The organism is Clostridium sp. JS66 (assembly GCF_033561535.1).
In the GTDB taxonomy this organism is placed as follows: domain Bacteria; phylum Bacillota; class Clostridia; order Clostridiales; family Clostridiaceae; genus Clostridium_AM; species Clostridium_AM carboxidivorans.
This window is the reverse complement of the sequence record NZ_CP131467.1, coordinates 2,585,796-2,599,766: the sequence shown is the minus strand read 5'-3', so window position 1 is coordinate 2,599,766 and position 13,971 is coordinate 2,585,796. Positions and strand designations below refer to the sequence as shown.

Sequence of the window (13,971 nt, the reverse complement as noted above, 5' to 3'; positions counted from 1 at the left end):
ATTTAATTCTCCTTATAAGTTATATCAATTTCTAAGTTTTCACTGTCATTAAATTCTAATGGTATGCACACTATAACAGATTTGTCAAAACTAAATTGCATGTTCTCTCCTGTTAAAACTGTAGGAGGAGTTATGTCAATACTAATTTCATTTTTATAAAATATATTAGCAGTATTACCAAGTATCATATTACATAATTCTGCTATTGCACTTTTGGTCATTTCATCTAATTCAACTACAGGCATTCCGCCCATCATGGCAGAGGCTATTTTACATGCAAGTGCTTCTTTTAAAGAAATTACCACATTTCCTTTTATTTCTCCTGTTAATCCTATTAAGACTACTACATTACTTCCTTCATAAGGTTGCTTTTTAACATGAACCTTACCTAATACAGGATTAAATCCTGTTGTTTCACCTATTACCTTTAAACTTGCTTCAATAAATGGATTTATATATTCAACTTTCATCAATTTTGCCTCCTCATAATTACGGCTAATTGCCTTTATAACTTACATATTGATATTTTTCATAACATTGTTTAATTTCCTGTAAAATTATGAGTCCTTATCTTAAGTTCTGGAATAATTAAATTTAATTCACTATAATCCCCACGCCTAGCAGCTAACTCCATTCTAAATGCTAATTGTTTTATTTTCTTGTCCTCTATAGCTTCGCCTAATTCCTTAATTTCCCGTGAATATTGTTCAATACATGATATATTTCTTGCTTTTAAATTAAATTCTAATTTTTCAAGCTTCTCAGCTATGTTAAAATAGTCATTAATATTTGGTTTGCCTTTGAATATGCTAATTTTTGAATTATCTTTAATGGAATCTAAAATACATTTTTCTGCCTTCTTTTTAGAATACTTATTCAAAATAAAATAAAATTCATCAATATCTATAGGCTTTGATAAGTATTCATTCATGCCTAGCTTTAAAAACTTTTCCTTATCCCCGTTCAATGCATAAGCAGTTATGGCTACAATTACTGGCTGTACACCTGTAAACTTTCCTCTTTCCCGTATTATTCTTGTTGTACTAACACCATCCTTTACTGGCATCTGTATATCCATAAAAATAATATCAAATTGTTCTTTTTCCAAATAGTCAAGAGCCTCTTTTCCATTATTGCATATAGTAAAGGTATGTTTGGTATTCTCTAAAATCTTACTAATTACCAGTTGGTTAACTTTATCATCATCTACAAGTAAAATCCTTAATATGCCTTTTGAACTAGAAATTTTGCTGCTCAATCCTAATTTATTTGACTGTTTATTAGCAATTTTAAGCTTACAAGTAAAACTAAAGGTACTTCCTTTACCTTTTTCACTTTTAACCGATATACTCCCATTCATCTTTTCAACTAATTCTTTAGAAATTACAAGTCCTAACCCAGTCCCATTGAACTGCCGTGTGTAACTTCCATCTATCTGACTAAAGCTCTTAAATAGCAGTGAGTTCTCATCTTCACTTATTCCAATACCTGTGTCTTTAATATAAAAAACAAGTTCTATATCATTATCAATATGATTTAGTTTTTTCACTGATATAGAAACACTACCTTTATCAGTAAACTTAATTGCATTACTCACAAGATTTTCAATAACCTGTCTTAATCTTCCAAAATCTCCTATTAAAATTTTAGGCACTTCTTTATCTATACTGCAATCTATTTGTATACCTTTATCTTGAGCAAAAACTGAATAGGTTTTAATTATATTTTCCATGATCTCATAAAAATTGAACTCTGAACTCCAAATATTCAATTTGCCTGCTTCTATTTTTGATATATCAAGAACATCATTTATAACTCTCAAAAGTGTCTTAGCTGATTCTTTTGCTACCTTTAAATTTTCAACCTGCTCTTTTCCAAGCTTTGATCTTAGTGTTAAATCTATCATTCCAAGCATTCCATTTAGAGGTGTTCTAATTTCATGGCTCATAGTTGCCAAAAACATGCTTTTAGCTTTGTTTGCAGCTTGTGCTTCATCCATAGCTACTTTCAATTTAAGCTCTGAATTTTTTATTTCCGTAACATCAGTAATTATTGTTCCTATATAACCTTTTTCAGCTTCAAATGCAGAAATTGACAACCACTTTGAATTCTTGTCATAGTAAAATTCATTTAAATGTATATTATCAAATCTACCAGATGAGCTATTTAAGTCTTTAAGTTTTTCTAAAAACAACATACTCATATTAGGAAAAACTTCTGAGCAACTTTTTCCACAAATATCTTTGCATTTTAAATTAAAAAGTTTTTCAAATGCACTATTTGCTTCTACAATTTTAAAGTCTATGGCTCTATCATTCTCATCTTTAATAATTTTAGAATAAACAAAAGCATCCGACATATTGTAAAAAAGAGATTTGTACTTTTCTTCAGCAATTTTCTTATCTGTTACATCATTACTAACACCCACATAACCAATAAAATTGCCCTCCATATCGTTTATAACACTTCTTCTATCTATCATCCATCTATATTCACCATCATGCCGTCTTAGTCTGTATTCAATTTGAAATGATTTACGCAATTTAAAATTATGATTAGTTATATCATTGTACATATTAAGGTCATCCTTATGTATAAGATGTTTAAAATTTTTCACCTCATTGTTTAATGATTCTTTTCCTACAAAATTAACAAATTTGCTATTATAATAATCACATTCTAACTTACTATTTTTCCTCCATACCATTCCCGGAATGTTGTCAAATAAATTTAAATAAAAGTCTGCAGACCTATCCAACTTCTCTTCCTTCTTTCTAAATAAAAATAATACTTTTGTAACTATTTGCCACCACTGTTTCAAAGAATAAACTCCATTTAAAAAATTTATATACTACTTTAATTACAAATGAAGCATTATTTGTTCAAAAATTTGAGGTAATGGTACCTGCAAATCTGCCAATCCAGCTTCAAAAACCACTTTAGGCATACCATATACAATACAGGATTCCTCTGCTTCTACAATAACATACCCATTGTTTTCTCCTACAATTTACTTAAAGTTTCAACTACATGTTGTTCCTTATAAGGCTTTACGATAAATCCTTTTGCCCCCAAAATTACTGCTTTTTTTACCCAGGATTCTTGCCCTAATGCAGAAATCATAATTATTTTTGCAGATGAATCTTTCTTTCTAATTTCTGTTAAAGCTTCCACTCCATCCATTTCAGGCATTGTTATATCCATTGTTACAATATCCGGTCTTAATGTAACATACTTACTAACTGCCTCCTGTCCATTTACAGCTTCTCCAATTACCTCGAAACCATTTTTTTCAAGCATTGTTTTTAAAACCATTCTCATAAAAGCAGCATCATCCACAACAAGAACCTTTTTCATAAGCCATCACTCTCCACACCAATAATCAATTTTTCATAATTTAAAATGCAATAACGCCAAACTTGCTATGGCTTTACATTGAATCAATTTTTAGTATTTTCCATAATACAATAAGGTTAGAATTCATTTCATAATATTCTGATATAGTATATAAGATTTGGATTTCAACAAAATAAAGTTATCGAGTAATCACTCGCTTTGTTTTATTATAATTTACGCTGAAAAATTTGTCAATTCCTAATGAATATTGTATTTTTTGTAGTATTTTTATATTTAATTTGTGCTGCATATATTATAGAATTATATGTTTATTAAAAATACTATTATTTCAAAAAATAAAAAAACTAGCATAAATTGCTAGTTTTTATTCCTATAATAATTTCATTTTCTTCATAATATCTTCAAATGCATCTAAATCTATAGGTTTTTCCATGTAAGCTTCTAGTCCAGTTTGAAAAGAACTATTTATAAAATCAATATTTGCCAAAGCCGTGGTAACAATTATCTTTACACGATTCTCACTTTCAATTTCTCTAATATTTTCTAGATCTCTAATCGCTTTCAATACTTTAATACCATCAACTTTTGGCATCATTACATCTAAACATACTAAATCATAAGGCTTATCCAAATCTAATGCCATAATAAATGCTTCAATTGCTTCAATGCCATCTTTAGTAACATCACATTCACCATAGTTTGAAAGAAACTCATGCATAAACTTTCTGCTTACTGAGTCATCTTCTGCTACTAATATTCTCATTTTATCCTCCATATTTATAATTTTCATTAAATAACAGTTAATTTTTTTATAGTTATCATTAATATTCTTTCTAAAATGCAGTTAAAATCATATTTAATGTAAATAAAATTCTTTCTTTTAATGGAAAGTTAAATTTGTTTAATCTCCATTTAAGTATTATTTCTCTAAACGAACCTGAAATGATGATTGCTATTGTTTCACTATCAATATCAGACCTGAATTCACCATTTTTCTTCCCATCTTCAATATATTGTATAATAAGTTTCACTCTATTTTCAAATATTTCCTTATTTCTTTCCGCTATACTGCTTTCATGTTCTAGCGTCTCTTGCAAATTAGTTATAGCAGTTATAGCTGGATAATTTTCATAGTATTCTGCTACCATCTTAATAAAAAAAGTAATACTTTCCTTAGGTCTTAATTTATTTAATTCAATTGACTCCTCAATACTTTTATCAAATTTAGAATAATAATCCAAAACACCCAATATAATTTCATTTTTGCTTTTAAAGTGTTTATATAAAGTTCCCTCAGAAATTCCTTGTCTTTTAGCTATCTCTTTAGTAGACAATCCTTGAAAACCTAGATCACTTACAATATCAATAGCTGTAAAAATTATTCTTTCCTTTCTCTTTATAAAATGGTTCAAATTTAACCCTCCTATAATTTTCTCTTTGGCCGTTATGTAATTAACATTATTTTTTTAAGATACATGGATTATGAATACTACATTTTCAAACAGATAGTTAACTGTAATTTATCTGTAATCTACAGTATACCATAAATTATAGGTAAAATAGCAATTTTTTTATATACTAAATTTTTTTGCACATATGTTTACCTTAAACAGATTAACTAATATATTGATGTAAACTAAATCATAGTTCACATTTCCTAATATTGTATAAAAGGTGGGAGGAATAATAGAAATAATATGTCTACAATTTTTCCGATGTGTATTACTTTGATTGCTGGATATATCATCACCCGCGAACAAAAAGATGACACTTTGAAAAACATTTTAACAATTCCTATTTCCTTTAAGCAGCTTCTTATAAGCAAATTGATTGTATGTGGAATGTTGTCTTTAATTCTTGGTATTACCTGTACCGTTTTTACACTTATAGCAGAAATCCTTGCTGGTTTTCCAAACTTTTCTTTAGGATTAGCAGTACAATCTCTGTGGCAAATTACATTAGTTAACCTTTTCCTCTATATTGCTGTGATACCCATTATCATCATAACAAGCCATTTAACAAATGGTTTTCTAGCTGGTGTCATTGTAGCTTTTGTATATGGTTATGTTAGTATGTTGTCATCAGGTAATATGCTGCTTGCAAATCTGTGTCCAATTACTGCAGGTCTTGGCATAATTCAATATAGAAGCTATGATTCCTCTATTCATTGGAATATACTATTGAATCTTTTAAGTATAGGAATCTCACTGTTTTTTTCTACCTTTTTGATTCATTGCACCGGAAATTCTATTGAACTAAAAAAAGCTTCTAAAAAAGTTGCAAAACATACACGAAAAAAGGGATGGATTTAACGAATGAGGAAAATTCCGATATAGTTTATATAGATAAAAACATTTAAAAAGAGCAAAGTTCAAATACTAAGGAACAAATAAGATAACTTTTTTATTCAAGAAAAGATGTTCATTATGTGCTAAAATTAGGACATACTTACAATACTTTTAGAAACAAATATTATATATTGCTAAGGAGGCAGCTTTTATGAAAAAATATGATACTGTTATATTTGATTTAGACGGAACATTGCTTAACACACTTGAAGACCTTAAGGATAGTGTGAATTTTGCATTAGAACTATATGGCTTTCCATGTAGAAAGGCGGAAGAAATTAGAAGTTTTGTCGGTAATGGTGTTGCTCGTTTAATGGAGCTTTCTATACCAAATGGAATTAATAATCCTAAATATGAAAAATGCCTTGAAGATTTCAAACATCATTATTCCAAGAATATGCGAAATAAGACTAATGCCTATAAAGGAATTATGGAGCTTTTAGAACAGTTAGCAAAAGAAAATTATAAGATGGCAATTGTGTCAAACAAATTTGATAAGGCAGTAAAAGAACTTAACCAAGTTTACTTTGAAAAATATATAAAGGTAGCAATTGGAGAATCAAAAAATGTTTCTAAAAAACCAGCACCTGATACTGTATTTAAAGCACTTAAAGAATTAGGCTCCAATACTAATAAAGCAGTATATGTAGGTGATTCAGAAGTAGATGTTAAAACAGCCCAAAATTCTAAGCTTACATGTATAGGTGTAACATGGGGTTTTAGGGATATAGATGTTTTGAAAAAAAATGGTGCAGACTACATTATAGATAAACCAGAAGAATTATTGAGAATAATTTCTTAATGGGTAAAATAAGCACAATGCGACGTAAGGGTGCAGTGGAAGTTTGGATTTTAACTTAAAGTGCACGTATCTAATTGCATTATTATAGATAATTTCATTAAGTCAAAATTGTATTCGTAATCATAACTTATGACAATTAAAGATTAAGGCGGATCCTGATGTTTGGCTAATATATTTAGTTTAAAAAGAAGTTGTTTTTTATTTTATAGAAATACCTCGAAAGAAATTTATTGTTTATGCCGTTGAAAAATATAACGCTGAAAACTATGAATATTTATAATACAGTTAACAAGCAACCAATTTACTATTTTTTCAGGCTGCTCCATATTATATTATTAAAATATTTTAAGTATACATAAGCTAGGGAATAAGTATTATGAAAGCTACCCTTTTTTTCTAAAGAGCTATAGTTATAATGTATTACAAGCAATTTTTTATATTAGAATTACAATAGTTACTACACAACTTTTTAGGTGGAGGGAGCTTTGAAGATATGGTGTATAAAAGCTTTTGAGTGAATTTAGGAGCTCTTATGTCTAAAATTTAAAAAATCTCGTAATTTGAATCAGGACGATTCAAGCCGCGAAAGTCCCAGGACGGGACATTTGAGCGGGTAGAGATTTTTTGAATTTTAGGCATTAGAGCTCCTTAATAAACGGTTGGCTTTTATACACCATATCTTCAATGCGGACTCCACCTAAAAAGTTGTGTCGCAATATCTTTAAAATACATACTTAATGCTATGACGATTTTTATAGCATAAATAATACTTGTATTTAAACTAACTCAGCATTTTTAACTATTTCATCAACAGCTATGGAGCATAATCCTGCTAAATCTTCTACATGCAATTCTTTAACCGCAGAACAATCATAAAGAATAGTAGCATCAGCTGGAAACTCATCATCTGCTAGCCATAGTCCAAAAATCATAGGAACATTAGGTAATACATTAATTTTTATTCCTACATCGCCAACATTAACCTTTTCTGCTCCTAATTTAAAACCTGCTTTTAAAAAAAGCTCTCCTTTGTTCCCAAAAACTTCAATTAATTTATCTATACCACTTTTAGCAAATCCATGATATGCATAACCGACTCCCTCTAATTCTCTAAATGGTACCCACTTATTTGTAAGTCCGCTATTAGTAGCCCGATATAAATAGCTCAAAATCAACATCTTGTGAATTAACATTCTGTTTTCATTATTGGATATATCTTTTTCATTATCATCTTTTAGCACAATATTTCCATCTGGATAAGAAATTAAGTACTCTTTGTTGAAATAGGTTAATGTGAATTGCTTTTTTTCAGAATCATAGTAAGCTTTACTTCTTTGAGCTACATCCTCTGGACTATATTTGTAGAATTCTCTGCACATCTTTTCATAACAAAGTTTATAATTATTTTCTCTTTCTTCCCCCATACTGAAATCTCCTTATCATTATTTTTCTATTACTTACTTTTATTGCATTTGAATAAAAGTATCTCCTTGTTTTGGAACTTAATTAAATAAATAAGCTTAGAATGTAAATCTTGTATTCTAAGCTCATTTTTAATTATTCAATTTTAATAAAGCATTGTTTTTCACTAATGAGAATTAAATAGTTTTAACAAGTTTACCTTCTCACCTTATACTATACTTTGATTTTGTCTTTCCATAATAACATTGATACTGTTTTTAACAAAATCCATTGCTTGGGTTTTTGTTTGGCCCTTATGTTTAATTTCTTTGTCTTCCTTTCTAGCAATTGCTTTAAATGGGTAATCCTTTTCATTATTCTCTATAACTGTTATTTCGTACCCTCTATAATTTTCCACACAACGACCCCCTTTATTATGTTTTACATATTTATTATACCATATTTTTAATTTTTTAATATTGTGTTATTTTTAAATATTTAACTTAAAAATCTTAATTTTGCTATAAAATCAAAGTTAAATTTTGATTTTCATTAAAAATATAAAATTTAATCATGTTTATATATAAATAATAGCAGCGTATGAACTAAAAAGTTCAATACGCTGCCTAATTTATCACTATTTAATTACTTTCTTACCACCCATGTATGGTTGTAATACAGTTGGGATGTTTATAGAACCATCTTCATTTAAGTTGTTCTCTAAGAATGCAATTAACATTCTTGGAGGTGCTACTACTGTATTGTTTAATGTATGTGCAAAGTATTTTCCATCTTTACCATCTACACGGATTTTTAAACGACGTGCTTGTGCATCACCTAAGTTAGAACAGCTTCCTACTTCGAAGTATTTTTTCTGTCTAGGAGACCAAGCTTCTACGTCTACTGATTTAACTTTTAAGTCTGCTAAGTCACCAGAGCAGCACTCTAAAGTTCTTACTGGTATATCTAAAGAACGGAATAAATCTACTGTATTTTTCCATAGTTTATCATACCACATCGGACTGTCTTCTGGTTCACATACAACGATCATTTCTTGTTTTTCAAATTGGTGAATTCTATAAACTCCTCTTTCTTCAATACCATGAGCTCCTTTTTCTTTTCTAAAACAAGGAGAATAACTAGTTAAAGTTCTTGGAAGAGTATCTTCTGGCAATATAGTATCAATGAATTTACCAATCATAGAATGTTCACTAGTTCCAATTAAATATAAATCTTCACCTTCAATTTTGTACATCATAGCATCCATTTCAGCAAAGCTCATAACTCCAGTTACAACTTCACTTCTGATCATGAAAGGTGGAATGCAATATGTAAAACCTCTGTCTATCATAAAATCTCTAGCATAAGAAATTACTGCAGAATGAAGTCTAGCAATATCACCCATTAAATAATAGAATCCATTACCAGCAACTTTTCTTGCACTATCTAAATCTATACCATTTAATTTTTCCATAATATCTGTATGATATGGAACTTCAAAATCAGGTACAACAGGCTCACCAAAACGTTCAACTTCTACGTTTTCACTATCATCTTTACCTATTGGTACACTTGGGTCAATTATATTTGGAATAGTCATCATATCAGTTTTTATTTTCTTTTCTAATTCAGCTTCTTTTGCTTCCAATTGAGCTAAGTGCTCAGAATGTTCAGTAACCTTTTTCTTCATTTCTTCTGCTTCATCTTTTTTACCTTGAGCCATTAATCCACCAATTTGTTTTGAAATCTTATTTCTATCAGCTCTTAAAGAATCTGCTTCCTTCTTTATATTTCTAAGTTCAGCGTCTAACTCAATTACCTCATCTACTAAAACTAACTTATTATCCTGAAACTTATTCTTTATATTTTGTTTAACGATTTCAGGATTTTCTCTTACAAACTTTAAATCTAACATACTTTTACCTCCTAAGTTAAATGTAATATATTATTGTGTCTTTTTAAAAATATAAAAAAACTTCCACCCCACACATAATAATGGGACGAAAGTAATCCGCGTTGCCACCCAAATTGCTAGCACGTAATAAATACTAGCCTCTTGATATAGTATTATAAAGAATACCAATCTTTCGATTCATCACCGACAGCTCCAAAAGTGGAAAGATTTAACCTTTCACCGATTCTCACCAAACACCGGCTCTCTTGAGAAATTTATAAATCGTAGCTTTTATTATCACTGTTTTTAATATGTATTTCATGTATCATTATATACACATTCATACTGGTTTGCAAGACCTTTTTATGAAATTCTTTTATTTATTGGTCATTATCTAAAATTTTGATAAAATATCTTTATTATTTTTTGCCTAATTCTTGAAAATTATACGTATTTGTAAAAATATAAAGAATGATTTTCCAAATGCAAGTAAGAAAATCATCCTTTAACTTTTCCATAGTTCCAACATCATTCAAGTTTTGAATTAAATTTTTATCCAATACGACTTGTTCATAGTTAAAGTTTCCATTTGTTATACTAAAATATTTCCTTCTAAATACAATGCCACTTCACCTGATATTCTTACCTTATCACCTAAGTCAGCACAATACAGTTTTCCTTTTCTTTCAGATAACTGCAAATCCTTAAGTTCTTTTTTATTTAAAACCTTGGACCAATAAGGAATTAATGTACAGTGTGAAGAACCAGTTACTGGATCTTCATTTACTCCTAGCTTAGGAGCAAAAAATCTTGAAACAAAATCTACTTCATTTCCCTTTGCAGTTACTATAACACCTACAGAATCTAATTTTTTAAGTTCTTCCATGTTTAATTGAAGATTTAAAATATCCTCTTCCTTTTCAAATACTGCCATATAATCTCTAGCTTTATATACTTCCACTGGCACTTTACCTAAGCCTTTAATAAGTGCTTCTGGTACTTCGCATTTTTCTGCTTCTCTTGATGGAAAAATCATTGTAAGCAAATTCCCATCTTTTGAAACTTCTAAAACACCACTTTTAGTATTAAATTTTACAGATGAAGTATTCTTATCAATATAATTGAATATAACATAAGATGTACCCAATGTTGCATGTCCGCATAAATCTATTTCACCTTTTGGCGTAAACCATCGTAATTCATATTCATTGTTCTTTTTAACAAAAAAAGCAGTTTCTGATAAATTATTTTCTGCTGCAATTTTTTGCATCAATTCATCATCAATCCACTGCTCTAGTGGACATACTGCAGCTGGATTGCCTCCAAATTGCTTATTTGTAAATGCATCAACTTGATAAATTGGTATTCTCATTTTTAACTCCTCCATTATATTTACTTTTTATTAAATGTAAGCTTAATATGCTAATTTACCATATAAAACATCAATGGCAGCACTACCTATTATTCTTAACTAATTCATAATACTTGCCGGCACAACACGCATACAATGTATGCATTAAACAAATTATAGCATTGTGATTGTATGGTTTCAATGCTATAATTGTATGTACTACAATTATGTTAAACATAAGGATTAATAATCTTTATACATAAATTAAGAAACTTTAGGAGGTCTATATGCCTGTAAATTCTTTTGAAAATTATCCAATGTCATGGAAGCCCAATAAATCCCAACTTACAACACCACTATACCTTTCAATTGCAAATTTATTAGAATATGATATTGTAAATGGACATCTTACTCCAAACACAAAATTGCCCCCTCAAAGAGAACTTGCAGATTACTTGGATATTAATCTTAGCACTATTACAAGAGCATTTAAAATATGTGAATTAAAAGGATTAATTTATGCTACAACTGGGAAAGGAACTTTTGTCTCACCAAATGCAGGTGCAACAATATCAATAATAGATGGCAAAGCAGAAAAAAGCTACATAGAACTGGGAATTATAAATCCCATTGACCAAACTAATTATATTGCAGCAGACATAATGAAAAGTATCTTGTCAAAGGGATATGTAGAAAACTTACTAAATTATAACCATCCATTAGGAAGTCCGCATCATAAAACTTCTGCTCAAAAATGGTTAAAAAAATATAATATAGATACTAATGTGGAAAATATTGCAGTTACATCAGGTGCCCAAAATTCCCTTGCAGTGACGTTAATTTCACTTTTCCACTCAGGAGATAAAATTGCAGTAGACACTTACACTTATCCTAATTTTATAGAACTTGCAAATATGTTAAACATTCAATTAATTCCAATAAGAGGTGACATTTTTGGAATGAAACCTGAAGAATTGAATTCTCAATGCAAACTAAATAATATCCAAGGTATATACCTTATGCCTTCTTGTAATAATCCTACAGGAATTTTAATGAATATGGAACGAAGACAGGAAATTGCAAAGGTTATAAAAAAGAATGATCTTATTTTAATAGAAGATGATATTTATTATTTTCTTGCTCCAGAAAATTATGTTCCTATTACTTCTTTTATACCTGAACAATCCATTTATATAAACAGTGTTTCAAAGTCCTTATGTTCAGGCATAAGAGTAGCCTTTATAGTATATCCTGAAAAATATTCCACAAGTATAACTCGAGGAATATATAACATAAATCTAAAGACTTCTTCATTAAATGCAGAAGTTATTACTGAAATGATCAATACTGGAATTGCAGATAAAGTAGTTAAAGATAAATTATCAGTTTCAAAAGAACGTAATGAAATCTATGAAAAGTATTTTGAAATGGAAAATTCAAATGAAAACCCTATGAGCTTTTTTCGCTGGCTTCCACTAGAACAAAAATTTAATGCGAATCAATTTGAAAAAAGTGCTTTATCAAAGGGAATTCACATTTATCATTCTGATCGTTTTTTAGTTGGAAATAACCACGAAAATCAATTTTTACGTGTGTCTCTTTCTTCACCTAAGGATACTGGTGAATTAGAAAAAGGACTATATATATTAAAAAATATGCTAGCTGAATCAGCTGACAAAACAGACATAAATCCGCTAATAATATAAATTTATGCTACATGTTTTGAACTTTTAGCTTTACTATTTATTTGACGATTATATATCCATATAGCCACAGGTACACTGCAAATACCCCCTATAAGTTTAGATAAAACAAATGCTTGTACCATTCTAGGAGCCACACCTGATACAAAGCCAAACTGTCCTCCAAACATAAATGCACCACTTACACCATACGCAGTACAAAGAACTTTTCCTTTTGCATCCATATCCTTAAATGTACAAAACACTAATAAATTATTGGCTAAATTTCCAATCAATCCTGTTACAGACGCGCCATTTATGCCTATCTTTTCACCAAGTTTATCAAAATATTTTCTAAAAAAATAGTTTATAGCAAAAAGCATAGGATATGATCCTCCTAAAACTATTGTCATTTTACCTAAAAGATTAAGTCCTTCTGAAAAAGAAATTAATCCAGAAACAACTTGTACATGAAATATGACTGCTATTCCTTGTATAATCAAACCTATAATACTAAGTGATATTATTGATTTTCCAAAAACATTAAATATTTTCATCAAAGTGCTAGGAACTTTTAAAATTGCTATGCCAATGATAAGTGAAAATACCACAACTGGTAAAATACTCAATACTAAATCCTTAAAACTTAACCCTTCACATATTCCACCAACTATACACGTTATAGGAATTGTCATCATTCCTGCCATAATTCCCATGGAAAAATACTTTTCATCCTTTTTATCAATCATTCCCATACCTATTGGTATTGTAAAACTTATAGTAGTACCTAAACTAGATGCCAAAATAACTCCTGAAAATAATCCAATATTAGTATTTAAAGCTAAGCTTTTTGCCACTACATAGCCACCCATCTCCGTGGTTAACAAAGAACCTGCAAATATTGAAGGATCCAAATGAAGCATTTTAAATAAAGGAATTATAATTGTACCTAATCCATTTGAAATTATTGGAGTTAAAGAATAAATTCCTATGACACTAAGAGCCAACACTCCCATTGATTTTATTCCTTCTTCAAATTTTTCCCCTAACCTAAACTTGTTACCTAAAATATAGTCAATTCCACCAAGCACAAAAAAAGTACCTATTATATATAGTATTACATTGCTCATTCTTCT

13 protein-coding genes and 1 pseudogene are annotated in these 13,971 nt (G+C 29.3%); 3 read left to right on the top strand and 11 right to left on the bottom strand.

Features of this window, described 5'->3' with window-relative positions; translation table 11 throughout:
* Positions 1-2: 2 nt before the first annotated feature.
* The 6 genes and pseudogenes from Q6H37_RS12190 to Q6H37_RS12165 all read right to left on the bottom strand — a co-directional run bounded on the left by Q6H37_RS12190 (position 3) and on the right by Q6H37_RS12165 (position 4,769).
* On the bottom strand, positions 3-470 hold the full coding sequence (locus tag Q6H37_RS12190) for a chemotaxis protein CheX (RefSeq protein WP_318742194.1): 468 nt from the start codon (positions 468-470) through the stop codon (positions 3-5).
* 71 nt (positions 471-541) lie between these two features.
* Positions 542-2,821: an ATP-binding protein gene (locus Q6H37_RS12185; RefSeq protein ID WP_318742193.1), complete on the bottom strand. Its 2,280-nt coding sequence runs from the start codon at positions 2,819-2,821 to the stop codon at positions 542-544.
* Between the two features lie 39 nt (positions 2,822-2,860).
* A pseudogene (locus Q6H37_RS29575) lies at positions 2,861-3,007 on the bottom strand (chemotaxis protein CheB); the annotation flags it as partial.
* Positions 3,004-3,357: a response regulator gene (locus Q6H37_RS12175; protein ID WP_318742192.1), complete on the bottom strand. Its 354-nt coding sequence runs from the start codon at positions 3,355-3,357 to the stop codon at positions 3,004-3,006. The pseudogene Q6H37_RS29575 and the gene Q6H37_RS12175, both read right to left, overlap by 4 nt.
* 370 nt (positions 3,358-3,727) lie before the next feature.
* Positions 3,728-4,120 (bottom strand): response regulator, encoded by a 393-nt coding sequence (locus tag Q6H37_RS12170; RefSeq protein ID WP_318742191.1) that lies wholly within the window; start codon positions 4,118-4,120, stop codon positions 3,728-3,730.
* 70 nt (positions 4,121-4,190) lie between these two features.
* Positions 4,191-4,769 (bottom strand): TetR/AcrR family transcriptional regulator, encoded by a 579-nt coding sequence (locus tag Q6H37_RS12165; protein ID WP_318742190.1) that lies wholly within the window; start codon positions 4,767-4,769, stop codon positions 4,191-4,193.
* Between the two features lie 285 nt (positions 4,770-5,054).
* Here Q6H37_RS12165 and Q6H37_RS12160 point away from each other — a divergent pair, with 285 nt between their 5' ends.
* A complete protein-coding gene (locus Q6H37_RS12160; protein ID WP_318742189.1) occupies positions 5,055-5,669 on the top strand; it encodes an ABC transporter permease in 615 nt (204 codons plus the stop codon).
* A 187-nt stretch (positions 5,670-5,856) separates the two neighbouring features.
* Positions 5,857-6,507 carry an HAD family hydrolase gene (locus Q6H37_RS12155; RefSeq protein ID WP_318742188.1) on the top strand — a complete coding sequence of 217 codons (651 nt, stop codon included), beginning with the start codon at positions 5,857-5,859 and terminating at the stop codon, positions 6,505-6,507.
* 776 nt (positions 6,508-7,283) lie between these two features.
* Here the strand turns inward: Q6H37_RS12155 and Q6H37_RS12150 are convergent.
* The 4 genes from Q6H37_RS12150 to Q6H37_RS12135 form a co-directional block, all read right to left on the bottom strand.
* Positions 7,284-7,931 (bottom strand): DUF3786 domain-containing protein, encoded by a 648-nt coding sequence (locus Q6H37_RS12150; RefSeq protein ID WP_318742187.1) that lies wholly within the window; start codon positions 7,929-7,931, stop codon positions 7,284-7,286.
* Between the two features lie 206 nt (positions 7,932-8,137).
* Complete coding sequence (locus Q6H37_RS12145; protein WP_007061714.1) at positions 8,138-8,326, bottom strand: hypothetical protein; 189 nt, start codon at positions 8,324-8,326, stop codon at positions 8,138-8,140.
* A gap of 219 nt (positions 8,327-8,545) precedes the next feature.
* Entirely contained in the window at positions 8,546-9,823 is a 1,278-nt protein-coding gene (gene serS / locus Q6H37_RS12140; protein WP_318742186.1) for a serine--tRNA ligase, read from the bottom strand.
* Positions 9,824-10,394: 571 nt separating this feature from the next.
* Positions 10,395-11,174, bottom strand: a complete 780-nt coding sequence (locus Q6H37_RS12135) for a PhzF family phenazine biosynthesis protein (RefSeq protein WP_318742185.1) — start codon at positions 11,172-11,174, stop codon at positions 10,395-10,397.
* Between the two features lie 266 nt (positions 11,175-11,440).
* Here Q6H37_RS12135 and Q6H37_RS12130 point away from each other — a divergent pair, with 266 nt between their 5' ends.
* Complete coding sequence (locus Q6H37_RS12130; RefSeq protein WP_318742184.1) at positions 11,441-12,859, top strand: PLP-dependent aminotransferase family protein; 1,419 nt, start codon at positions 11,441-11,443, stop codon at positions 12,857-12,859.
* Between the two features lie 2 nt (positions 12,860-12,861).
* Here Q6H37_RS12130 and eutH read toward each other — a convergent pair whose 3' ends face one another.
* The gene (eutH, locus tag Q6H37_RS12125) at positions 12,862-13,965 is read right to left on the bottom strand and encodes an ethanolamine utilization protein EutH (RefSeq protein ID WP_318742183.1); all 1,104 of its coding nucleotides are present in this window, start codon (positions 13,963-13,965) and stop codon (positions 12,862-12,864) included.
* Positions 13,966-13,971 lie beyond the last annotated feature (6 nt).